General features: G+C 71.3%; 21 protein-coding genes and 2 tRNA genes. 18 read left to right on the top strand and 5 right to left on the bottom strand.

Annotated elements, in window-relative coordinates:
- The first annotated feature begins 6 nt into the window (after positions 1–6).
- From ABD784_RS06495 to ABD784_RS06465, 7 genes are all read left to right on the top strand, one after another.
- Positions 7–79: transfer RNA gene (locus ABD784_RS06495), tRNA-Asn, on the top strand.
- Positions 80–355: 276 nt separating this feature from the next.
- Entirely contained in the window at positions 356–1,069 is a 714-nt protein-coding gene (locus tag ABD784_RS06490) for a phage holin family protein (protein ID WP_344881740.1), read from the top strand.
- Between the two features lie 113 nt (positions 1,070–1,182).
- Positions 1,183–1,824, top strand: coding sequence for a CDP-alcohol phosphatidyltransferase family protein (locus ABD784_RS06485; RefSeq protein ID WP_344881737.1), 642 nt, complete (start codon positions 1,183–1,185; stop codon positions 1,822–1,824).
- A complete protein-coding gene (locus ABD784_RS06480; RefSeq protein ID WP_344881734.1) occupies positions 1,812–2,714 on the top strand; it encodes a DMT family transporter in 903 nt (300 codons plus the stop codon). The genes ABD784_RS06485 and ABD784_RS06480 overlap by 13 nt, the downstream gene beginning before the upstream one ends.
- Before the next feature lie 5 nt (positions 2,715–2,719).
- Positions 2,720–3,910: a glycosyltransferase gene (locus tag ABD784_RS06475; RefSeq protein WP_344881731.1), complete on the top strand. Its 1,191-nt coding sequence runs from the start codon at positions 2,720–2,722 to the stop codon at positions 3,908–3,910.
- A 61-nt stretch (positions 3,911–3,971) separates the two neighbouring features.
- A tRNA-Ile gene (locus ABD784_RS06470) sits at positions 3,972–4,045 on the top strand.
- A 99-nt stretch (positions 4,046–4,144) separates the two neighbouring features.
- Positions 4,145–5,515: a glycosyltransferase gene (locus ABD784_RS06465; protein ID WP_344881729.1), complete on the top strand. Its 1,371-nt coding sequence runs from the start codon at positions 4,145–4,147 to the stop codon at positions 5,513–5,515.
- A gap of 15 nt (positions 5,516–5,530) precedes the next feature.
- Here ABD784_RS06465 and ABD784_RS06460 read toward each other — a convergent pair whose 3' ends face one another.
- Entirely contained in the window at positions 5,531–6,088 is a 558-nt protein-coding gene (locus tag ABD784_RS06460) for a M23 family metallopeptidase (protein WP_344881726.1), read from the bottom strand.
- A gap of 612 nt (positions 6,089–6,700) precedes the next feature.
- On the opposite strand from ABD784_RS06460, the gene rpsB reads away from it, so the two are divergent.
- The 6 genes from rpsB (at position 6,701) to ABD784_RS06430 (ending at position 11,661) form a co-directional block, all read left to right on the top strand.
- A complete protein-coding gene (gene rpsB, locus ABD784_RS06455) occupies positions 6,701–7,555 on the top strand; it encodes a 30S ribosomal protein S2 (RefSeq protein WP_344881723.1) in 855 nt (284 codons plus the stop codon).
- 114 nt (positions 7,556–7,669) lie between these two features.
- On the top strand, positions 7,670–8,509 hold the full coding sequence (gene tsf / locus ABD784_RS06450) for a translation elongation factor Ts (protein WP_344881719.1): 840 nt from the start codon (positions 7,670–7,672) through the stop codon (positions 8,507–8,509).
- Positions 8,510–8,683: 174 nt separating this feature from the next.
- On the top strand, positions 8,684–9,439 hold the full coding sequence (gene pyrH / locus ABD784_RS06445) for a UMP kinase (protein WP_344881716.1): 756 nt from the start codon (positions 8,684–8,686) through the stop codon (positions 9,437–9,439).
- Positions 9,440–9,556: 117 nt separating this feature from the next.
- Positions 9,557–10,078: a ribosome recycling factor gene (gene frr, locus ABD784_RS06440; protein ID WP_425582950.1), complete on the top strand. Its 522-nt coding sequence runs from the start codon at positions 9,557–9,559 to the stop codon at positions 10,076–10,078.
- Positions 10,078–10,950: a phosphatidate cytidylyltransferase gene (locus ABD784_RS06435; RefSeq protein WP_344881710.1), complete on the top strand. Its 873-nt coding sequence runs from the start codon at positions 10,078–10,080 to the stop codon at positions 10,948–10,950. Before frr ends, ABD784_RS06435 begins: the two co-directional genes overlap by 1 nt.
- 126 nt (positions 10,951–11,076) lie before the next feature.
- Positions 11,077–11,661: a DivIVA domain-containing protein gene (locus ABD784_RS06430; RefSeq protein ID WP_344881707.1), complete on the top strand. Its 585-nt coding sequence runs from the start codon at positions 11,077–11,079 to the stop codon at positions 11,659–11,661.
- On the opposite strand, the gene ABD784_RS06425 is transcribed toward ABD784_RS06430, so the two are convergent.
- Genes ABD784_RS06425 through ABD784_RS06410 form a run of 4 tightly spaced genes read right to left on the bottom strand, consistent with a single transcriptional unit; the run spans position 11,642 to position 15,517 of the window.
- Complete coding sequence (locus ABD784_RS06425; RefSeq protein ID WP_344881704.1) at positions 11,642–13,282, bottom strand: sodium/solute symporter; 1,641 nt, start codon at positions 13,280–13,282, stop codon at positions 11,642–11,644. The two genes, ABD784_RS06430 and ABD784_RS06425, sit on opposite strands and share 20 nt — an antisense overlap.
- On the bottom strand, positions 13,279–13,650 hold the full coding sequence (locus ABD784_RS06420) for a hypothetical protein (RefSeq protein WP_344881701.1): 372 nt from the start codon (positions 13,648–13,650) through the stop codon (positions 13,279–13,281). The genes ABD784_RS06425 and ABD784_RS06420 overlap by 4 nt, the downstream gene beginning before the upstream one ends.
- Positions 13,647–14,360 (bottom strand): LytR/AlgR family response regulator transcription factor, encoded by a 714-nt coding sequence (locus tag ABD784_RS06415; RefSeq protein ID WP_344881698.1) that lies wholly within the window; start codon positions 14,358–14,360, stop codon positions 13,647–13,649. The genes ABD784_RS06420 and ABD784_RS06415 overlap by 4 nt, the downstream gene beginning before the upstream one ends.
- A complete protein-coding gene (locus ABD784_RS06410) occupies positions 14,357–15,517 on the bottom strand; it encodes a sensor histidine kinase (RefSeq protein WP_344881695.1) in 1,161 nt (386 codons plus the stop codon). The genes ABD784_RS06415 and ABD784_RS06410 overlap by 4 nt, the downstream gene beginning before the upstream one ends.
- A gap of 235 nt (positions 15,518–15,752) precedes the next feature.
- Here ABD784_RS06410 and ABD784_RS06405 point away from each other — a divergent pair, with 235 nt between their 5' ends.
- From ABD784_RS06405 to ABD784_RS06385, 5 genes are all read left to right on the top strand, one after another.
- Positions 15,753–16,115 (top strand): DUF485 domain-containing protein, encoded by a 363-nt coding sequence (locus tag ABD784_RS06405; RefSeq protein ID WP_344881692.1) that lies wholly within the window; start codon positions 15,753–15,755, stop codon positions 16,113–16,115.
- 26 nt (positions 16,116–16,141) lie between these two features.
- A complete protein-coding gene (locus ABD784_RS06400) occupies positions 16,142–17,743 on the top strand; it encodes a solute symporter family protein (protein ID WP_344883427.1) in 1,602 nt (533 codons plus the stop codon).
- Between the two features lie 251 nt (positions 17,744–17,994).
- A complete protein-coding gene (pdhA, locus tag ABD784_RS06395) occupies positions 17,995–19,158 on the top strand; it encodes a pyruvate dehydrogenase (acetyl-transferring) E1 component subunit alpha (RefSeq protein ID WP_344881689.1) in 1,164 nt (387 codons plus the stop codon).
- Complete coding sequence (locus ABD784_RS06390; protein WP_344881686.1) at positions 19,155–20,222, top strand: alpha-ketoacid dehydrogenase subunit beta; 1,068 nt, start codon at positions 19,155–19,157, stop codon at positions 20,220–20,222. Before pdhA ends, ABD784_RS06390 begins: the two co-directional genes overlap by 4 nt.
- On the top strand, positions 20,222–21,577 hold the full coding sequence (locus ABD784_RS06385; protein ID WP_344881684.1) for a dihydrolipoamide acetyltransferase family protein: 1,356 nt from the start codon (positions 20,222–20,224) through the stop codon (positions 21,575–21,577). Before ABD784_RS06390 ends, ABD784_RS06385 begins: the two co-directional genes overlap by 1 nt.
- Positions 21,578–21,692 lie beyond the last annotated feature (115 nt).

The following is a 21,692-nucleotide window of genomic DNA, read 5'->3' as shown; positions in this document are numbered from 1 at the left end:
GAACATTCCCCCGTAGCTCAATTGGCAGAGCATTCGACTGTTAATCGAAGGGTTACTGGTTCGAGTCCAGTCGGGGGAGCGCACTGAGACGAAGGCCCCGGGTTCCGACCCGGGGCCTTCGTCGTCCCCCGGGACGTCCGGCCCGGTGGCCGTCCCGTCGGGCCGCCCGACGGCCCCGCGGCACGGTCTGGGCCTCGTCCGGGGCGTCCGAATCTCATCCCGTCGGGGGATCTTCCCTGAAGGAACCCTGATGGCCCCCTGATTTTCCCGGGGCGGACGCTGGATCGGGGCCGCCTTTTGATAGTTTGGGAGCCAACCGGGCCCTTGCGGCCGGACGACGTCGAAGGATTCACTCATGCCATACACACAGACCACTGGCCGGGGGACTTCACCGCTGAACGCCGCCAAGGATCTCGGCCGATTGGTCCCCAAGCAGGTCAACGACGAGATCCAGCTGGCGATCGCCCAGCTGAAGGTCAAGGGCATCAGCGTCGGCGTCGCGGCCGGTCTGGCCGTGGCGGCGCTGCTGTTCCTCTCGGCCATGATGATCTCGCTCCTCGTCGCCGGCATCATGGGCCTCGCCGTGGTGATGCCCGCCTGGCTCGCCGCACTCGTGGTGGCGGGCTTCTTCCTGCTCCTGATCCTCATCCTCGCCGCCATCGCCGTGCCGAAGGCCAAGAAGGCCATGCCGCTGATGCCGGAGGACGCGATCCGTGGCCTCAAGCACGACCTCGGGGTTCTCAAGGAGGGCAGCTCCTTCGATGTCCGGAGCCTCGACGAGCCCAAGCAGAAGTCCGAGGAGGAGCTCGCGGAGGAGCGGCGCAAGGCGGAGGAGAAGGCCGCGGCCAAGGAGCCGAAGCCGAGCTACGACGACCTGCAGGCCCGCACGCGGGCACGGCGCGTCCACCTCGCGGAGCTGCGCGACCAGCTCACCAAGGAGAAGGTCGCCCGCGCCACGGGCAAGGACATGGTCAAGGAGCGTCTCTCCAACCTGCGTCCCGGCCGGCACAAGGCCGACGGCGCCGAGAACGGTTCGCGCCGAGCGGAGGGCGAGAGTCCCGTCCGCTAGGACGGATCATCTGGCGATGCCTCCCGCGGATCATCGCGGGAGTCTCGTTGGCCGCCCTCGTGGCGTGCATCGTGCGGCTGTCCAGACGGCAGCCGTGACAAGGAGGGGGAGCCATGCGGCTATTCGGGGCGGGAACGCGCGACGACGTTGAGTACCGCGTCCTCGACACGTTCTGGACGTGGCCCAACATCATCACCGTGGCCCGGTTCCTCCTCGTCCCCGTCTTCATGTGGCTGGTCGGCGTCCACGAGTTCGGCTGGGCCACCGCCTCCCTGGTGCTGCTGGGGGCGACGGACTGGATCGACGGGTACGTCGCGCGGCGGCTCAACCAGATCTCCACGGTGGGGATGTGGTTGGACCCGCTGGCGGACCGCCTCGCGCTCATCCTGGTCGTGGTCACGTTCGTCGTCGCGGGGATCGCGCCCGCCTGGGCGGTCTACGCGATCGTCGTGCCGGACGTCGTCCTGGCCGTGAACTCGCTGCTGCTGTTCCGGGGCATCCCCGAGCTGCCGGTGAGCATCGTCGGGAAGACCCGCACGGCCGTCCTCCTCGTGGGCGCGCCCCTGGTGCTGCTCGCCCATGTCGAGTCGCTCAGGAGCGCGGGCTTCGAGGCAGTGGCCACCACGGTGCTGGCGGTCGGCTGCGTGCTGCACGTCGTCGCGGCCATCGGCTACTTCGCGGCGGCCCACGCCAAGGCCCGGCGCGAACGGAGCGGCATCTACTCGCCTCGTACGGGCGGCCCATGGTCTGGATAGCTGTCGGCTGTGCAGTCGCGGCGGCGTTCTTCCTCGCGTTCGGAGCGCAGCGCCAGGGCGGCGCGGTGCGCTCCACCGCCGGCGGCCTGAGCGTCGGACACCGCGGGATCCTGCGCCTGCTGCTGAACCCGCGCTGGGTCTTCGGACTCCTCCTCATGGGGATCGGGATGGTCCTGAACGTGTACGCACTGGCGTCCGCACCGCTGACCGTGGTGCAGCCGATCGGCGCCATCGCCCTCGTGATCACCACCGTCGTCCATGCCCGGGAGATCGGGATCCGGATCAACCGTCCGACCTTCCTGGCCATCATCGCCTGCGTGGGCGGGAGCATCGGGTTCGTCCTCCTGGCCATCCAGGTCACCGAGCCGCACCCGAGGATCTCCGCCCGCGAGGAACTGATCGTCGTCCTGCTGCTGGCGGTGGCCGTGGCCGTCCTCGGGTCGCTCGCGGTCTTCTTCCACCGGCGGCAGAACGCGTTCTTCTACATCGTCGGCGCCGGTGTCGTGTTCGGCTTCGTCGCCGTCCTGGTCCGTACGCTGGCGATCAGTCTCATGCAGTCGGAGGGCAACCTCTTCGCCAACGTATCGTGGCTGGTCGTGATCGCGGTCGTCGTGGCGAGCCTGCTCGGCACCTACTTCGTGCAGAATGCCTACTCGTCGGGTCCGCCCGACCTGGTGATCGCCGGACTGACCGTGATCGACCCGATGGTCGGGATCGCGATCGGCATCGGCGTCCTCGGGGAGCTGCAGGACCAGGTCCACCCCATCACGGCGATGTCGATGGTCGCGTGCGCGGTCGTCGCCGTCGTCGGCGTCATAGCCCTGTCGCGTCACCACCCCGACGCGCACCACCGCAGAGTTGAACAACAACAACAGTCCAAGGAGTCCTGACCACCGTGCCAGGTAGTGAACCACTGAGAATCCTCATCGCAGCCGACACCTACCCGCCGGACGTGAACGGCGCCGCGGTCTTCTGCTTCCGCCTCGCCTCGGCCATGCACGAGCGCGGCCACGAGGTCCACATCGCCGCGGCCGGCTACGAGGACGGCCCCAGCAGCGTCGAGCAGCGCCCCGAGGCGCGGGTCCACCGGGTGGCCTCCCATGCCGTGCCGACCCATGAGAGCATGCGCCTCTGCCTCCCCTGGCGGGCCTCGAGGGAGCTGGCCCGGATCATCGACGAGGTACGCCCCGACGTCGTGCACGCCCAGTGCCACTACATGATCGGCCAGGCCGCCATCAACCAGGCGAAGAAGCGCGGCATCCGGATCGTGGCGACCAACCACTTCATGCCGGAGAACCTGGACCCGTTCCTGCCGTTCCCGCGCTGGTTCAAGAAGATCGTCGCCCGGAACTCCTGGCGGGACATGGGCAAGATCATGGGCAAGGCGGACGTCGTGACGACTCCGACCCCGCTCGCGGCCCAGGCGATGCGCGAGCACGCGAGGCTCGACGAGGTCCTCGCCCTGTCCAACGGGATCGACTCCGCCCAGTACGAGCTGGGCCCCGACGAGACGGTGCCGCGGCGCGACGCCCCCACGGTGCTGTTCGTCGGCCGACTCGCCGTCGAGAAGAACATCGACGTGCTCATCGATGCGCTCGCGCGGATGCGGACGACGCCGGAGGCGCACCTCGAGATCGTCGGCGGCGGCGAGCAGCGGCCCGTCCTCGAGCAGCGGGCCGAGGAGCGGGGGGTCGCGCACCGGGTCCACTTCCGCGGACACGTCACGGACGACGAGCTGCGCACCAGCTACCTGGCCGCGGACGTCTTCTGCCAGCCGGGAACGGCCGAGCTCCAGTCGCTGGTGACGCTGGAGGCGCTCTCCGCGTCGCGGCCCGTGGTGCTGGCCGACGCGATGGCCCTGCCGCACCTCGTCGACGACGGCGTCAACGGCTACCTCTTCGACCCGGGCAACGCGGACGACCTCGCGTCCAAGCTCGACGCCGTCCTCGCCGCCAGCGAGGAGGAGCGCGCCGCCATGGGTGCCGCCGGCCACGAGAAGGCCGTGAGGCACAGCAAGGAGAAGACCATGTCGACCTTCGAGGCGATCTACCGCGGCGCCGAGTTCGACGAGCTCGCGCCGCGCTAGGAGTCGGTGGCCGCGTCCGTACTAGGATGGACAGCGTTGTCGGCGCTCCGGCGCCGCATGCGGGGCGATAGCTCAGTTGGTTAGAGCAGAGGACTCATAATCCTTGGGTCGTGGGTTCAAGCCCCACTCGCCCTACGGAACAGCCCCCGGGCGGCCCGGAGAGGCCGCGGCCGGGGGCTCCGCCGCGTCCGCGGCGGCAGCTCCACGCGAGCGGCTCGCACAGGAAAGGTTGCCATGACGGACTCGTCTTCCGGGGAACGGACCGGACCGCTGCACATCGCCGTGTTCGTCGACCAGCACCCCCACACCCTCGGCGGGATGCAGACGTCCGTCCTGCTGCAGCAGAAATTTCTGGAGCGGCTCGGCCACCGGGTCACGGTCGTCGGCCCGCAGACCCGGGCCGCCGGCGGATCCGGAGAGGCGGCCGAGCCCTGGCGGGAGACGGCCCGCGCGGACGTCGTCGCGGCGGTCCGCCGGGTGCGCGCCGGCCGACCGGTGGCCGCCCCTGCGCAGGACGATCACATCGTCGGACTGCCGGGCCTGCCCCTCGGGCGCGGCGAGTACTCGCTCAACGTCCCCAGCCGCGCCCTGGACCGCCGCCTCGACGAGGCCATGGGCGACCTGCCGCCGGTCGACGTCGTCCACGTCCAGGGCGACTTCTGGGGCGCCATCCTCGCCTACCGGTACGCGCGCCGCCATGGAGCGCCCGTGGTCCACACGATGCACAACCGGCTAGATGTCGGTCTCGCCGCCACCGTGCCCTTCCCGCGCGCCGTGCAGGGCGCGTTCGGTGCGGGGCAGAAGCTCTTCCTGCGCCTGCCGGGGCCCGTCCCGGCGGATGCCTGGTCCTACCTGCGGAACTTCACTGACGCCGCGGCCGCGGTGACCGCGCCGTCGACGCACTTCGCCGAGCTCCTGGAGCGGGAGAACGTGTTCTCGCGCATCGACGTCGTCCCCACCGGCCTGGACGACGACGTCGCCGCAGCCCTGCTCGCCGCCGGGCGGGCGGCCGGCCCCACCGCGGCGGCTGGTGCCGAGGCCCCGGCCGGCGGCCCCGACCGCCGGCTCCGGCTCGTCTGGACGGGCCGGTTCAGCCCGGAGAAGCGGCTGCTGCCGTTCATCGAGGCGGTCCTCGCCGCCGGTGAGGACGTCGACGTGGAGATCTTCGGCGACGGCGGCCAGCGCGCCCGCGCCGAGGCCCTGACCGCGGGACGCAGAGCCGGCGAGGAGCAGGCCACCGGCAGCGGCCCCCGTTTCCACTTCCGCGGCCGCGTCCCCTACGAGCAGATGCTGGCCGAGCTGGCCGCGGCGGACGTGCTGGTGCAGACGTCCGTCGGTTTCGAGACCCAGGGGATGACGGTGTACGAGGCGGCTGCGCTGGGTACGCCGACCGTGCTGAGCGACCACCGGATCGCCGCGGACCTCCCCGACGGCAGCTACTGGCTCACACCCGACTCCACCGTCGACGGGCTCGCCGAGTCGATCCGCTCCGCCGTCGCGCAGTTGCGCGGCGGACTGCGGTGGGAGGCCACCGAGGCCGACCAGCTCCTGCAGAGCCGGCAGACCGCGAAGATGCTCGAGATCTACGGACGCGTCCTGGCCTGAGCCCTCCAGCCGGCCTCAGGGCACGGGCAGCAGGATCGACGGGCGCAGGTCCCGCACCGTCGGCAGCGGGTCGGTGTACACCCCGTCCACCCGGAGGCCCCAGTGCAGGCATGAGCCGCCGCAGTGGCCGCCGTCCGCGATCGTGCCGACCGCCTGCCCCGCCTCGACCCGGGCGCCGACGGCGAGGTCGCTCGCCAGCGGCTCGAAGCTTGTCAGCAACCCTCCGCCGTGGTCGATGGTGAGGACCGGCCGGTCCACGACGACGCCCACGAAGGCCACGGTCCCCGCCGCGGGAGCATGGACCGCCTGACCGGCCTCGGCGACCAGATCGGCCCCGCGGTGCCCGGCTCCCCAGCGGGTCTCCGGTGCATCGAACGGGGCCGCGACCACCGGGGGCGCCGCGGGGCTCCCCAGCGGCCAGTCCCAGGCCCCGGGCCGGACCGGGGCCTGCTGAGGGGATGCCGCGTGGAAGGCGGCCGACTGGGGCGGGCGCGGCGGGGCGGGCCCGGTGTCCGCGGCGGTGGGCGCGAGAAGGACAACGGCGGCGGCGAGGGCGAGAAGGCGGGTCGGCATGGGGCCAGCCTCCCCGGTCGGCGCGGGGATGGATGCCGTGACGGACCGGGGTGTGCGCATCCGGGCGGTGCGCGAGCGGCTGTGGAGGCGGAGTGGAGGGGGCGTGGCGTGCGGGACCGGAATCGCGGAGCACCGGCCGCGAGGGTGAGCCCGAGCCTGGGCCCGCCGGGCGGCAGGGGAGCGCCTTGCGGCCGGGCGGGCAGCGGTCCCGACGAGGCGGAGCGATGCCCGCGCTGTAGTACACTGGTCTCGCAGTTGTGTCTGCTTCGATGCCACGCGCCCGCACCGTCACTCCGTCCGCGGAGGCCGCTCGGGTCCGCGGTGCAACGGCCCGCCACCACCCGTCGTCCCGTCTCCGGGAAACGTGTGCCGCGGACCGGGAGGGGAAGCGCAACTGACTTCGCGTGAGAGGCACCCGTCACCGCAAGGCGACGGGCGGCGCGGCCAACGGTCCGGACTCGTCCGGTCGGCCGCGGCGGACCACCCGGCGGCCTCTCGCCAGGAGCGTGTCAGCCCGGACACCCCGGGACGGCGCCAACTATCAACCGAAATCAACGAGGGCAGTTACCGCGGCCACCAGGCCGGTCCGCCACTGCCGGAAGGAGTGACGACATGCCAGTCGTTACCATGCGCCAGCTGCTCGACAGCGGCGTTCACTTTGGCCACCAGACCCGTCGCTGGAACCCGAAGATGAAGCGCTTCATCTTCACCGAGCGCAACGGCATCTACATCATCGATCTCCAGCAGTCGCTGTCCTACATCGACCGCGCCTACGAGACCGTGAAGCAGACCGTGGCCCACGGCGGCACCGTCCTGTTCGTCGGCACCAAGAAGCAGGCACAGGAAGCGATCGCCGAGCAGGCGAACCGCGTCAACCAGCCGTACGTCAACCACCGTTGGCTCGGCGGCATGCTGACCAACTTCTCGACCGTCTCCAAGCGCGTCCAGCGCATGAAGGAGCTCGAGGAGATCAACTTCGACGACGTCGCGGGCTCGGGTCACACGAAGAAGGAGCTCCTGCTCCTGAGCCGTGAGCTCACCAAGCTGCAGTCCAACCTGGGCGGCATCCGCAACCTCACGAAGACGCCGTCGCTGCTCTGGGTGGTCGACACCAAGAAGGAGCACCTGGCCGTCGACGAGGCGAAGAAGCTGGGCATCCCGGTGGTCGCCATCCTCGACACCAACTGCGATCCGGATGAAGTCGCCTACCCGATCCCGGGCAACGACGACGCCATCCGCTCCGTCAACCTGCTGACCCGCGTGATCGCCGACGCCGTTGCCGAGGGCCTCATCGCCCGCAACAACAAGGCCGCCGGCAACACCGAGGCCGCGGCCGAGCCGATGGCCGAGTGGGAGCGCGAGCTCCTCGAAGGTGCGGAGAAGCCGGCAGAGGAGGCCGTCGAGGCCCCCGCCGCCGAAGCTGCCGAGACCCCCGCTTCCGAGGCTCCCGCCGAGGACGCCAAGTAAGCATCGCTGTCAGAGCCGGCGGGCCCACGGGCCCGCCGGCTCTGCACACTGGCCGGATCCCACCGGATCCAGCCCGGACACACTTCGACTAACCACAACGAATTGGGGTTGCACATGGCAAACTACACCGCCGCTGACATCAAGGCCCTGCGCGAGCGCACGGGCGCCGGCATGATGGACGTCAAGAAGGCTCTGGACGAGGCCAACGGGGATGCCGACAAGGCGATGGAGATCATCCGCGTCAAGGGCCTGAAGGGCGCCACCAAGCGCGAGGGCCGCTCGGCCGCCGAGGGCCTGGTCGCCGCGAAGGTCGTCGACGGCACCGTCGGCGTCATGGTCGAGATCAACTGCGAGACCGACTTCGTCGCCAAGTCCGACAAGTTCATCGCGCTGGCCGACAAGGTCCTCGAGACGGCCGTCGCCTCCGGCGCAGCCGACGCCGAGAGCCTGCTGGCCACCGACGTCGAGGGCAAGTCCCTCGCCGACTACGTCACCGAGGAAGCCGCAACGCTGGGCGAGAAGGTCGTCGTCCGCCGCGTCGCGCGCATCGAGGGCGCCACGGTGGACGCCTACCTGCACAAGACCTCCAAGGACCTCCCGGCCCAGGTCGGCGTTCTGCTGGCGGTCGACGGCTCCGGCGAGGCCGCCACGACCGTGGCGCACGACGTCGCCGTGCACACCGCCGCCATGGCCCCGACCTACCTGAGCCGCGACGAGGTCCCGGCCGAGACGGTCGAGAACGAGCGCCGCGTCGCCGACGAGACCGCCCGCGCGGAGGGCAAGCCCGAGGCCGCGCTGACCAAGATCGTCGAAGGCCGTCTGACGGGCTACTTCAAGGAGGTCGCCCTGCTCGACCAGTCCTTCGCCAAGGACGCCAAGAAGTCGGTCGGCAAGGTGCTCGAGGAGGCCGGCGTCAACGCCACGGCCTTCGCGCGCTTCCGCGTCGGAGCCTGATCCCGCGCGGCGGCATACCGCCCGCGACCAGGCGTCAGGGGGTGGCCACCACAGGTGGTCACCCCCTTTCCCTGCCCGCACCCGCTCGCCGGGTGCCGCCCCCAGGGGCCATAGACTGAAATCAGAAGACGACGGCGCGGCGCCCCGATCCGGCGGCGCACGAAGGAGGGCCAGATGGACAGCTTCGAGCAGAACCAGGACGCGAACGAGGCCGGGACGTCGGGCGGCAGGCGCCGCCGCGTCCTGTTGAAGCTCTCCGGGGAGGTCTTCGGCGGCGGCAAGCTCGGCGTCGACCCCGTGACGGTGCAGGCCATGGCCGAGCAGATCGCCGCCACAGTCGGCAAGGTCGAGACCGCGATCGTGGTCGGGGGCGGCAACTTCTTCCGGGGCGCCGAGCTCTCCCAGTCCGGGATGGACCGCTCGCGCGCCGACTACATGGGCATGCTCGGCACCGTCATGAACTGCCTGGCCCTCCAGGACTTCCTCGAGCAGGCCGGCGTCGAGACGCGCGTGCAGTCCGCGATCTCGATGGCCCAGGTCGCCGAGGCCTACATCCCCCGCCGCGCCATCCGGCACATGGAGAAGGACCGCGTGGTCATCTTCGGCGCCGGCGCCGGTCTGCCCTACTTCTCGACCGACACGGTCGCCGCCCAGCGCGCCCTCGAGGTCCGCGCCGACGAGGTCCTCATGGCCAAGAGCGGGGTCGACGGCGTCTACAGCGCCGACCCGAAGAAGGACCCGGACGCCGTCATGTACGAGACCCTCACGTACGACGAGGCGCTGCTGAACAACATCCGGGTGATGGACCAGACCGCCATGACGATGTGCAAGGACAACGGGCTCGAGATGCGCGTCTTCGGCATGGAGGGCGAAGGCAATGTCACGCGGGCCATTCTCGGCGAACCGCTGGGCACGCGCGTCACCGTCTAGGGCGTTCTGGCATAGGATGACAAGCGGGTTCACCCGCACATTTCCGTGCCCTGCGGGCACGCGAGCAGAAGGAGTAACGACGTGATCGACGAAGCGCTCAACGACGCCGGCGAGAAGATGGATCGGACGGTGGAGGCCGCCAAGGAGGACTTCGCCACCATCCGCACCGGCCGGGCCAACCCCGGACTCTACGCGAAGGTCATGGTCGACTACTACGGCTCCATGACGCCGCTGCAGCAGCTCGCGTCCTTCCAGGTCACCGACGCGCGCACCATCCTGATCACGCCCTATGACGTCTCCGCGCTGCGCGAGATCGAGAAGGCGCTCTCCGACTCCGAGATCGGCGCGAACCCGTCCAACGACGGCAAGTCGATCCGCGTGGTCCTGCCCGAGCTCACCATGGAGCGCCGCAAGGAGTACGTGAAGGTGGTCCGCGGCAAGGGCGAGGACGCCAAGGTCGCCCTGCGCAACCACCGCCGCAAGACCAAGGACGCCATCGACAAGCTCGTCAAGGACGGCGAGGTCGGCGAGGACGACGGCGCCCGCGGCGAGAAGGAGCTCGATGCGCTGACCAAGAAGCACGTCGAGCTCATCGACGATCTGCTCAAGCGCAAGGAAACCGAGCTGCTGGACGTCTGATGACGACGCCTGCGGAGCCGGCAACCAGGCGCGCACGGCGCGCGGCCCAAGCGAAACCCTCCCGGGCAGGACGGGACCTCCCGGCGGCGATCGCCGTCGGACTGGTCCTGCTGGCGGTGGTTCTGCTTGGGCTGCTGCTGTTCCCCCTCGCGTTCGTCATCACCGTTGCGGTCTTCGGCGGCATCGGCTGCTGGGAGGTGGCGCGCGCCTTCGGGGTCGCGGACGTCGACGTCCCGCTCGTGCCCCTCGCGGTCGGCGCGGTCGCGATGCCCTTCGCGGCGTACTACGGCGGGCCCGAGGCCCTCGGGTTCGCGCTGACGGCCTCGCTGCTGCTGGCCGCCCTCTGGACGCTGATCGACGGCGGGCGGGACCTCGCGCGCACGATCATGTCCTCGGTGGGCATCCTGCTCTGGGTGCCGCTGCTGATGAGCTTCGCGGTGCTGCTCTTCGGACTGGAGAACGGCCCATTCATGGTGGCCACCATGCTGCTGCTGACGGTCGCTAACGACACCTTCGGCTACCTGGTCGGCGTCTTCCTCGGCAAGCACCCCATGGCGCCGAAGATCAGCCCCAAGAAGTCCTGGGAGGGGTTCGCCGGCTCGGTGGTCGGCGCCTCGGCGGTCGCGATCGCCGCGGCGGTGCTGCTCCTGGACCTGCAGTGGTGGATGGGCATCCCGCTCGCCGTCGCCACGGTCGCCGCCGCGACCGCCGGCGACCTCTCCGAGTCGATGGTCAAGCGCGAGCTGCAGATCAAGGACATGAGCAACCTCCTCCCCGGCCACGGCGGCGTCATGGACCGGCTCGACTCGATCGTGTTCGCCGCGCCGGCCGCCTACATCATGGCCGTGCTCCTCGGCCCGCTGGGCGCCTAGCGGCCGTCCGGCCCGGCGCCGGCACGGATCGGTACTATATTCAGGAAGGTTCCGGGACTCTTCCGGCACCCCAACGACCAACCTTCAACCAGTGGACCCGGCACCGCCGGAGCTAGAGGACTATTCGTGAGCCAGTCAGAGACGCGTCAGCCCGGACTACCGTTCAGCACGGTGGAACCCACGGAGTACGGATACAGCATCGAGCAGGTCGACGAGTTCCTCGCCCGCGCCCGTGCCACCTTCAACGGGACCGGCTCCGACGACGAGATCGTGACCAGCCACCTGGTGCGCCGGGTCTCGTTCGACCCGGAGAAGGGCGGCTACGAGGCCCGCCCGGTGGACGCCGCGCTGGACCGGCTCGAGGACGTCTTCGCCAAGCGCGAGCGGGAGGCGCTCATCGAGGCCGAGGGCGAGGAGGCCTGGCTCCAGCAGGTCGGCCGGCTCTCGACGATTCTCCGCGGACGCCTGCACCGCGAGCCCGGGGAGCGCTTCCGCCGCCCGAGCCGCCGCAACGCCCCGAGCTACAACGTGGAGGACGTCGACGGGCTCTGCGACAAGCTGCTCGAGTACTTCGAGCGGGACGTCCCGATGAGCGTGGACACCATCCGGCGCGCCACGTTCCGCCAGGCCCGCGGCCAGGAGGGCTACGAGGAGAGCCAGGTGGACGCCTTCCTCGACCGCGTGGTCGAGCTCATGGCCTCCATCGACTGATCTCCTCCGGCACCCCGGCGAGCCCGTCCGCGTCCTCCGGCGCGTGCAGGCACGCCATGACCTGGCCGGTGCGCCGCCCCACCGGGGCGCCCGCGGCCCGCGAGACCAGCACCGTCACCAGGAACGCCAGCGGCACCGTGATCGCCGCCGGCTGCTCGAGGACCCGCACGACGGCGATGCCCGCCACGCTGGAGTCGGCGGGCACGAGCTGCGCCGCCAGGAGCGCTCCGCCGCAGGACACCGCGCCGGAGAGCATGCCCGCGACCGCGCCGCGGGCCGTCAGCCCGCGCCACCAGATGCCCAGCAGCAGCAGGGGGCAGATGGTCGACGCCGTGAACGCGAACACGGCGCCGATGGCCCCGGCGAGGCCCCCCGTGCCCGTCAGGAGAGCGACGCCGAGCGGCACCGCGCACGCCAGGGCGGTGGCGATCCGGAAGCCGCGCACCGTGCCGCGGAAGAGGTCCTGGCTCATCACCCCGGCCAGGGAGACCACCAGCCCCGACGACGTCGAGAGGAACGCGGCGAAGGCACCGCCCGCCACCAGGGCCGTGAGCAGGTCGCCGGCGACTCCGCCGACCAGCGCCCCGGGCAGCAGCAGAACGGTCGCGTCCGCGTGCTCGCTCCCGGCGAGGCCCGGCAGGTGCGCGCGACCGATCACGCCGAGAGCGGTCGGGAACAGGTAGAACAGGGCCAGCAGCCCGAGCACGATCGTGGTCGTCCGCCGCGCGCTGGGGCCGTCCGGGTTCGTGTAGAAGCGGACGAGCACGTGCGGCAGGCCCAGCGTCCCGAAGAGCAGCGCCAGGATCAGCGACACGGTCTGGTAGAAGGTCAGATCGCCGGACGGGACCCCGAGGGGCGACGCGCCCGTCGCCTCCGCAGGCAGCGGGTCGAACGCGGCCCCGCCGGCCGTGACCGACTCGCCGGTGGCCCCGAGGTGCAGCAGCAGGAAGATCGTCGGCACCGCGAGGGCAGCGAGTTTCAGCCAGTACTGGAACGCCTGGACGAACGTGATCGAGCGCATGCCGCCGGCCAGCACGGTGAGGCACACGATCCCGATGACGGCGACGGGGCCCACCCAGCGCGGCAGCGTCGTCGTGATCGCGAGCGTCAGCGCCGCCCCGTGCAGCTGGGGCACGATGTAGAGCCAGCCCACGACGACCACCAGGGCGCTGGTCACGAGCCGCGGCAGCCTGCCGCCGAGGCGCATCTGCGCGAAGTCCGGCAGCGTGTACGCGCCGGAGCGGCGCAGGGGAGCGGCGACGAAGAGCAGGAGCATCAGGTACCCGGCCGTGTAGCCGATCGGAAACCAGAGCCCCTCCTCGCCGGAGACCACGATCAGGCCGGCCACACCGAGGAAGCTCGCCGCCGAGAGGTACTCTCCGCCGATCGCCGATGCGTTCCACCACGGCTTCACCGTCCGGGACGCCACGTAGAAGTCGCTGGTGGTGCGGGAGAGCCGGAGCCCGTGGACGGCGATCAGGACGGTCGCCGCCGTGACCAGGACGACGGCGGCCAGCGCGACGGCCGCGTCGGCGTCGGCGACGGCGCCCGCTGCCTCCGGGACGGCGGCCTGCGGCGCCGCGCCGCCGAGCGCGGCCTGGACCAGGGCGGAGGCGCTCATGGCCGGGAGGTCAGGTCGCGGTAGCGGCGCTCGTTGCGCGCGCAGGCCCGGTTGTAGAGCGCCCCGGCCGCCAGGACGATCGGGTAGATCCCCACGCCCAGGAGCAGCCAGGACACCGGCACCGTGCCCACGCGGACCTCGTGGATCTGCGGCCAGAACGCGACCAGGACCGCGATGACCACCAGCAGGACCGTGAAGCCGACCGCGACGGAGAGCGAGAGGCGCAGCTGGGAGCGGATCAGGGAGCGCAGGTAGAAGTCCTCCGGGGTCCCGGCCTGCAGGGGCGGCCCGGGGAGCGGCGGGGAGTCGTGCGGGGCCGTGACCCGGACCCGGGCCGGCGGCTCGTGCCGGGGAGCGTCCTGGCTCACGACGGGCGCACCCGGTGGGAGCGGAGCCGCTCGCGCAGGTAGGGCAGGGCGCGCCGGCTGACGGGCAGCTCGGTCCCGCCGGTCGCCACGGTCGCGCGGCCGGCCTGCAGTCTGACGCGCTCGATGTGGTCCATCGCCACCAGGTAGCTGCGGTGGATCCGCACGAACGACTGGGCCCACTGCTGCTCCAGGTCGCTGAGGGGGATGCGGATGAGGTAGCTGCCCTCGGCCGTGTGCAGCCGGGCGTAGTCGCCGTGCGCCTGCACGTGCGTGATGTCGGCCCGGCGGATCATCCGGGTGACGCCGCCCTGGTCCACCGTCACCAGCTCGGACTCCGCGGCGGAGCCCTCGACGATGTCGCAGACCCTGCGCACGGACTCGGCCAGCCGCTCCGGGCGGATGGGCTTCAGGACGTAGTCCACCGCCGCGAGTTCGAAGGCCTCGAGCGCCTGCGCCTCGTCGGCGGTGACGAAGACGACGGCGGGCGGCCGCTCCTGCCCGGCGATGGCCCGCGCGATGTCCAGGCCCGAGAGCGCGGGCATGTGGATGTCGAGGAAGAGCGCGTCGACGTCGTGCTCCTGGAGGGCCCGCAGGGCCTGCGCGCCCGAGAGCGCCCGGTGGACCGTGCCCACCCGCGGGTCCCGCGCCAGCAGGTACGCCAGCTCCTCGACGGCGGGGAGCTCGTCGTCGGCGACCACTACGTTGATCATGGGTCAAGTCTAGGAGGCTGGAATTTCGGGACCCGCACCGTGATCAGCGTGCCGGCTCCCGGGGCCGTCTCGACCACGAGCCCGTGGTCCGGCCCGTAGAGCTGCCGCATCCGGATATCGACGTTGCGCAGGCCGACGTGGACGCCGTCCGCGGTCCCGGCCAGGACGCCGCGCAGGGCCTCGGGCTCCATGCCGGCGCCGTCGTCCTCCACGGTGATCACGGCGTGCTGCCCCGCGTCGCGCGCCGTGATCGTGATCAGCCCGCCCTCCGGCTCGCCCTCCAGGCCGTGGCGCACGGCGTTCTCCACGAGCGGCTGGAGGCTCAGGAACGGGATGACGGTGGTGAGCACCTCGGGAGCGATCTCCAGCCGGACGCCGATCCGCTCGCCGAAGCGGGCCTTCTCCAGCAGCAGGTAGCGGTCGATGGCCTGCAGCTCCTCGGAGAGCGTCGTGAAGTCTCCGTGCCGGCGGAACGTGTAGCGCGTGAAGTCGGCGAACTCGACCACCAGCTGCCGGGCCCGCTGCGGATCCGTGTTGATGAACGAGGCGATGGCCCCCAGCGAGTTGTAGATGAAGTGCGGGCTGATCTGCGCGCGCAGGGCCTTGACCTCGGCCTCAGCCAGGCGCGCCCGCGACTCGTCGAGCTCGGCCAGCGCCACCTGGGCGGCGACCCAGGCGGCCACCTCGGTGCCGGCGCGCACGAGCCCGGAGTCCGCCTTGGCGGCGACCGCGACGACGGTTCCGGCCACCCGGGACTGGACCGTCACGGGGGCGCAGACCGCGTCCCAGCCGTCGAGGTGGACCACCTGGGTGCGGCCGAGCGACATCGCCTGCCGCGCGAGGGCGAGCACGTCCGCGTCGGGGAGCGTGCCGTCCTCGGCGAGGACCGCCGTCGCATCCGTCAGCGCCAGGCCCTGGCAGCCGAGCAGGCCGCGCAGGTGGCGCGCGGCCTGTGCCGCACCGTCGGCCGTCAGGCCGCGGGCGAAGTGCGGGGCCGCGAGGGAGACGGTGTGCAGGGTCTGGTAGGTCGCCCGGTCCGCGTCGGTGCCCAGGTCCCGGGACGCGGTGAACAGCTTGTAGCCGACGAAGACGACCGCCGCGACGGCGACCACGACGATGCCGGCGATCAACGTGGTCTCGGCGGCCGGGCTCAGCATGTACTCAGCGTAGCGGGCGGCGGAGTCATGGCGGCCGCGGCCGGCGGGCACGGCACGGCGGGCGGTGGCGGACGACCGTTCGTCGCAGGGATCGCGCCGCTGAGCACCGGGCGCGCGTGAGCCGGTTCACAGGCGGCCCGGGCGCGGGTCAGAGTGATCACGGTCACACACGCGCCGCGCCGTCGGGCGACATCGCACCACCGCGCGGCTGAAGGACAACATCCAGGAGGAACCCATGGGCCACCAACCCGCAGCGGGAGAGGACGTCGGCGCCGCCGACGTCGACTTCCGCGACATCCAGGGCACGGAGCGCTTCGGCAAGCTCCGCCGCACGCACCGCAGCTTCGTCTTCCCGATGGCCGTCTTCTTCATCGTCTGGTACTTCCTGTACGTGCTGCTGGCGGCGTACGCCCCGGAGTTCATGTCGATCAAGATCGCCGGGAACATCAACGTCGGCATCCTCATGGGGCTGCTGCAGTTCGTGTCCACCTTCGTCATCACCGCCGCCTACGTGTCCTTCGCCAACAAGAAGCTGGACCCGCAGGCCGAGGCCATCCGTGACGAGCTCGAAGCAGAGATCCGAGGAGCAGCCCAGTGAACCCGCTCGCAACCCAGCCGCTGGCCGTGGCCGCGGAGACCACCACGGTCGGCAACCCGTGGGTCAACATCCTGATCTTCGGGCTCTTCGTCGCCGTGACGCTCGTCGTCGTGCTCCGCGCCAGCAAGAACAACAAGACCGCCGCCGACTACTACGCGGGCGGACGCTCCTTCACCGGGGGCCAGAACGGCACGGCCATCGCCGGCGACTACCTCTCGGCCGCATCGTTCCTCGGGATCGTCGGCGCCATCGCCGTGAACGGCTACGACGGTTTCCTGTACTCGATCGGCTTCCTCGTGGCCTGGCTCGTGGCCCTGCTCCTCGTCGCCGAGCTGCTGCGCAACACGGGCAAGTTCACGATGGCCGACGTGCTCTCCTTCCGCCTCCGGCAGCGCCCGGTCCGCATCGCCGCGGCCATCACCACGCTGGCCGTCTGCCTCTTCTACCTGCTGGCCCAGATGGCCGGCGCGGGCGCGCTCGTGTCCCTGCTGCTCGGCATCAGCGACAAGATGGGCCAGTCGCTGGTCATCGTCGTCGTCGGCGCCCTGATGATCCTCTACGTGCTGGTCGGCGGCATGAAGGGCACCACCTGGGTCCAGATCATCAAGGCCTGCCTGCTCATCGCCGGCGCGTTCATCATGACCATCTGGGTCCTCGCCCTCTACGGCTTCAACCTCTCCGAGCTGATGGGCGACGCCGTGGCCACCGCAGGCGGCAACGAGGCCCTCCTGAACCCCGGCATGAAGTACGGCGTGTCCGAGACCAGCAAGCTGGACTTCATCTCGCTGGCACTCGCGCTCGTCCTCGGCACCGCCGGACTCCCGCACGTGCTGATGCGCTTCTACACGGTCCCGACCGCCAAGGAGGCCCGCCGCTCGGTGGTCTGGGCGATCTGGCTGATCGGCGCGTTCTACCTCTTCACCCTGGTCCTGGGCTACGGCGCCGGCGCCCTGATCGGCCCGGAGCGGATCGCGAGCGCCCCCGGCGGGGTCAACTCCGCGGCACCGCTGCTGGCGTTCGAGCTGGGCGGCTCCCTGCTGCTCGGCGTGATCTCCGCGGTGGCCTTCGCGACCATCCTCGCGGTGGTCGCCGGCCTGACCATCACCGCGGCGGCCTCCTTCTCCCACGACATCTACGCCAACGTGATCGCCAAGGGGAAGACCACGCCGGAGATGGAGGTCAAGGTGGCCCGCCGGACCGTGGTGGTCATCGGGGTCCTGGCGATCCTCGGCGGCATCGGCGCCCAGGGCCAGAACGTCGCCTTCCTGGTGGCGCTGGCGTTCGCCGTGGCGGCCTCGGCCAACCTGCCGACCATCCTCTACTCGCTCTTCTGGAAGCGATTCACCACCCAGGGGGCGGTCTGGTCCATGTACGGCGGCCTCGGCGCGGCGATGCTGCTCATCGTGTTCTCCCCGGTGATGTCCGGCTCCGAGACGTCGATGATCCCGACCGCGGACTTCGCCTGGTTCCCGCTCTCCAACCCGGGTCTCGTCTCCATCCCGCTGGCCTTCCTCCTCGGCTGGCTCGGGACGGTGCTGGACAAGGGGCGCGAGGACACCAGGGTCCAGGCGGAGATGGAGGTCCGCTCGCTCACCGGGGTCGGCGCCGAGAAGGCGACCAGCCACTAGGCGCCGCCACCAGGCGGGGACGGACCGGCAGGGGTCCCGGGCGGCAGTGCCGCGCGGGGCCCCTGCGGCGTCGTCGTCCGCGCTCCGATGCCTCCGGGAGCCGTCCTCCCGACGGCCGGCTACCCTCGCGTTGCCCCTCGCTCGCACTGTGAGTATCGTCACAGGTAGATGCGGTGACCATCGCATCGTCCGTTCACGTCGACCGGCCACAAGCCGGAGCGCGAGACGGACAGTGAGAAGAGGGAGACATCATGTCCCGAGACGTGCTATCGGTCGCGGCCACGGAGGCCGCAGACCCCATCCAACTGGTGGCCCCGGACGGCACTCGCCACCACCACCCCGACTTCGACGCCGTGCTCACGGACGTCAACGACGACGCCCTCGCCGAGCTCTACACCGACATGGTGGTCGCCCGGCGCATCGACGCCGAGGCCACGGCCCTCCAGCGCCAGGGCGAGCTGGCCCTCTGGCCGCCGCTCCTGGGACAGGAGGCGGCCCAGATCGGATCGGCCCGGGCCCTCCGCCCCGACGACTTCGTGTTCTCCTCCTACCGGGAGAACGGCGTCGCCTACTGCCGGGGAGCCGATCTGGACGACCTCCTGACCGTCTGGCGCGGCAACGCCTCCAGCGGCTGGGACCCCTTCGCCATCAACATGGCCACCCCGCAGATCATCATCGGAGCCCAGACCCTCCACGCCGTCGGCTACGCCATGGGCGTGAAGCTCGACGGCGGCGACCAGGCCTCGGTCGCCTACTTCGGCGACGGGGCCGTCACGCAGGGAGACGTGAACGAGGCCCTGGCGTTCGCCGCCAGCTACCGGGCCCCTGCAGTCTTCTTCTGCCAGAACAACCACTGGGCGATCTCCGAGCCCGTGGACCTCCAGACCCGCGTGCCGATCGCCCAACGGGCCTCCGGCTTCGGCATCCCGGCCCTGCGCATCGACGGCAACGACGTCCTCGCGTCGCTGGCGGCCACCCGGATCGCCCTCGAGCGGGCACGCGCCGGCGGGGGCCCCACCTTCATCGAGGCGGTCACCTACCGGATGGGCCCGCACACGACGGCCGACGACCCCACCCGCTACCGGGACCCCGACGAACTGGAGGCCTGGGCGGCGAAGGACCCGCTCGTCCGCGTCGAGCGGTACCTCGCCACCCGGGGCATGGCGGTCGACGGCTTCCGCGAGGCGGCCGAGCACCGCGCCGACGACGTCGCGCAGGCGCTGCGCCGCGGCCTCATCGAGAAGACGGACCCCGGCGTGGACCAGGTCTTCGGAGAGGTCTACGCCGAGGAGCACACGTGGCTCGCCCGGCAGGAGGAGCACTACCGGCGCTACCTCGCCTCGCTGGGCGAGGCCGGGGACGGGCCCGGGGACGGGTCCGGGGACGGGCCCGACGCAGGGGAGGGGGACCGATGAGCACCGGAGCCGAGACGGGCACGGCCCAGCGCGAGGAAGCGCTCGGCACCCGGACGCTGACTTTCGGCAAGGCCATCAATGCCGGTCTCCGGCGAGCCCTCGCGGACGACCCGAAGGTCCTCGTCATGGGCGAGGACGTCGGCCGGCTCGGCGGCGTCTTCCGCATCACCGACGGGCTCCAGGCGGAGTTCGGACCCGAGCGGGTCCTGGACTCGCCCCTGGCCGAGTCCGGCATCGTCGGCACCGCCGTGGGCCTGGCGTACCGGGGCTTCCGTCCGGTCATCGAGATCCAGTTCGACGGCTTCGTCTACCCGGCCTTCGACCAGATCGTCAGCCAGGTCGCCAAGCTCCGCTACCGGACGCGCGGGCGGCTGAAGATGCCGATCACGATCCGCATCCCGTTCGGCGGCGGCATCGGCTCGCCCGAGCACCACTCGGAGTCGCCCGAGGCGTATTTCGCCCACACGGCGGGCCTGCGCGTGGTCTCCCCGTCCAACCCGCAGGACGCCTTCACGATGATCCGTCAGGCGATCGCGAGCGACGACCCGGTGGTCTACTTCGAGCCCAAGCGCCGCTATCACGAGAAGGCGGAGGTGGACCTCGACGCCGACCTGTCCGCGGTGCCGCTCGGCACGGCCCGGGTGGCCGCCGAGGGCTCGGATGTCACGCTCATCGCCTACGGGCCGCTCGTGAAGACCGCGCTCGACGCCGCCCGGGCGGCCGCGGACGAGGACGTCTCGGTCGAGGTCGTGGACCTCCGCTCGCTCTCGCCCATCGATTTCGCCCCCGTCGAGGCGTCCGTCCGCAAGACCGGACGGGTGGTCATCACGCACGAGGCCGGCCAGTTCGCCGGGCTCGGCGCGGAGATCGCCGCCAGCATCGCCGAGCGGTGCTTCTACTACTTGGAGCACGCGCCGGTCCGGGTGACCGGGCTCGACATCCCGTATCCGCCGTCCAAGCTGGAGCACCACCACCTGCCGGATCTCGACCGGATACTCGACGGCGTGGACCGGGCCATGGACCGGCCGAACTCACTCACCGGACTCGTGGAAGGCGGCGCCTGATGCTCAGGATCTTCAACCTCCCGGACCTCGGCGAGGGACTGACCGAGTCCGAGATCGTCGCCTGGAAGGTCGCCGAGGGCGATCGCGTCCGGCTCAACCAGGTCATCGCCGACGTCGAGACCGCCAAGGCCGTCGTCGAGCTGCCCTCCCCGTACGACGGCGTCGTGAAACAGATCTACGCCGCGCCGGGCACCGTGGTGGAGGTGGGCAAGCCCGTGATCGCCTTCGAGACCGGTGACGCGGCGTCGCCGGACGCGCCCGACGCCGGGGCGGAGGGCGCCGGCCCCGGGGCCGAGGAAACTCCGGCGGCGCCGAAGCGCGAGCCGAATCTGGTGGGCTACGGCGCCACCGTGGAGAGCGGCCGTCCGGCCCGCCGGCGCAGGGCCTCGGTGGCAGGCGCCGGCGCGGTCGACGCCGGCGACGCGGCGTCATCGTCCCCCGTGGCGGTCAAGGAGCGGCCGCGGTCCACCCCGCCCGTGCGCAAGCTGGCCCGCGACCTGGGCATCGACCTCGAGTCGCTGGCCGGGACGGGCCCGCAGGGCCTCATCACGCGGCACGACGTCGAGAGTGCCGCCGACGATTCCCCCGACCGCACCGGTGACGGGCCGACCGCCCCGGCCCGGCCGGACACTGCGCCGGCCGGGCCCGCGGCGGAGGGGGAGGAGCGCATCCGCGTCAGCGGTGTGCAGCGACTCATGGCCGACGCGATGGTGCGCAGCGCCTTCACCGCGCCCCACGCCACGGAGTTCCTGACGCTGGACGTCACCGAGAGCGTCGAGCTGCTCGAGCGGCTCCGGGCGCGCAAGGACTTCGCGGACGTGAAACTGACGCCCTTCACCCTGGTGGCCAAGGCCGTCTGCCTCGCCCTGCGGCGCTCGCCGGAGCTGAACTCGCGCTGGGACGCCGACGCGGGGGAGATCGTCCGCTACTCCCACGTCAACCTCGGGTTCGCCGCGGCGACCGAGCGGGGGCTCGTGGTACCGAACGTCAAGCACGCCGAGGCGCTGGACCTGCATGGGCTCGCCGCCGAGCTGGGGCGCCTCACGGGAGCCGCACGCGAGGGGAGGGCAACGCCGTCGGACCTGAGCGGGGGGACGTTCTCCATCACCAACATCGGCGTCTTCGGCATCGACGCGGGAACGCCGATCATCAATCCGCCCGAGGCCGGCATCCTGGCCATCGGACAGGTGCGGCGCCAGCCCTGGGAGCACCGTGGCGGGATCGAGCTGCGCCACGTCGCGACGCTGAGCCTGAGCTTCGATCACCGCCTGGCGGACGGCTCGCAGGCCTCGCGATTCCTGGCGGATGTGGGCTCGATCATGACTGACCCCGGGATGCTCATCACCCTCGTGTGATTTGCATCATTTGTTTCAAGTTCATAAATTATCTTCCTATGCCCCCGATCTGGCGCTCGTGCTATGCGCCGAGGCGGTAGGCTCCCTGAGGCGCGACCGTGAGGTCGGACTCAAG

This window comes from Zhihengliuella alba, assembly GCF_039538765.1.
GTDB classification, from domain to species: Bacteria; Actinomycetota; Actinomycetes; order Actinomycetales; family Micrococcaceae; genus Zhihengliuella; species Zhihengliuella alba.
Note: the sequence above shows the minus strand (reverse complement) of the source record. Positions and strands in the feature narration are given on the sequence as shown.

Excerpts from the sequence above, each read along its gene's own strand:
- ABD784_RS06435 (WP_344881710.1), top strand. The coding sequence starts at position 10,078 with ATGACGACGCCTGCGGAGCCGGCAACCAGGCGCGCACGGCGCGCGGCC.
- pdhA (WP_344881689.1), top strand. The coding sequence starts at position 17,995 with ATGTCCCGAGACGTGCTATCGGTCGCGGCCACGGAGGCCGCAGACCCC.
- ABD784_RS06405 (WP_344881692.1), top strand. The coding sequence starts at position 15,753 with ATGGGCCACCAACCCGCAGCGGGAGAGGACGTCGGCGCCGCCGACGTC.
- frr (WP_425582950.1), top strand. The coding sequence starts at position 9,557 with ATGGATCGGACGGTGGAGGCCGCCAAGGAGGACTTCGCCACCATCCGC.
- ABD784_RS06460 (WP_344881726.1), bottom strand. The coding sequence starts at position 6,088 with ATGCCGACCCGCCTTCTCGCCCTCGCCGCCGCCGTTGTCCTTCTCGCG.
- pyrH (WP_344881716.1), top strand. The coding sequence starts at position 8,684 with ATGGACAGCTTCGAGCAGAACCAGGACGCGAACGAGGCCGGGACGTCG.
- ABD784_RS06415 (WP_344881698.1), bottom strand. The coding sequence starts at position 14,360 with ATGATCAACGTAGTGGTCGCCGACGACGAGCTCCCCGCCGTCGAGGAG.
- ABD784_RS06425 (WP_344881704.1), bottom strand. The coding sequence starts at position 13,282 with ATGAGCGCCTCCGCCCTGGTCCAGGCCGCGCTCGGCGGCGCGGCGCCG.
- ABD784_RS06490 (WP_344881740.1), top strand. The coding sequence starts at position 356 with ATGCCATACACACAGACCACTGGCCGGGGGACTTCACCGCTGAACGCC.
- ABD784_RS06385 (WP_344881684.1), top strand. The coding sequence starts at position 20,222 with ATGCTCAGGATCTTCAACCTCCCGGACCTCGGCGAGGGACTGACCGAG.
- ABD784_RS06465 (WP_344881729.1), top strand. The coding sequence starts at position 4,145 with ATGACGGACTCGTCTTCCGGGGAACGGACCGGACCGCTGCACATCGCC.
- ABD784_RS06390 (WP_344881686.1), top strand. The coding sequence starts at position 19,155 with ATGAGCACCGGAGCCGAGACGGGCACGGCCCAGCGCGAGGAAGCGCTC.
- rpsB (WP_344881723.1), top strand. The coding sequence starts at position 6,701 with ATGCCAGTCGTTACCATGCGCCAGCTGCTCGACAGCGGCGTTCACTTT.
- tsf (WP_344881719.1), top strand. The coding sequence starts at position 7,670 with ATGGCAAACTACACCGCCGCTGACATCAAGGCCCTGCGCGAGCGCACG.
- ABD784_RS06480 (WP_344881734.1), top strand. The coding sequence starts at position 1,812 with ATGGTCTGGATAGCTGTCGGCTGTGCAGTCGCGGCGGCGTTCTTCCTC.
- ABD784_RS06410 (WP_344881695.1), bottom strand. The coding sequence starts at position 15,517 with ATGCTGAGCCCGGCCGCCGAGACCACGTTGATCGCCGGCATCGTCGTG.
- ABD784_RS06485 (WP_344881737.1), top strand. The coding sequence starts at position 1,183 with ATGCGGCTATTCGGGGCGGGAACGCGCGACGACGTTGAGTACCGCGTC.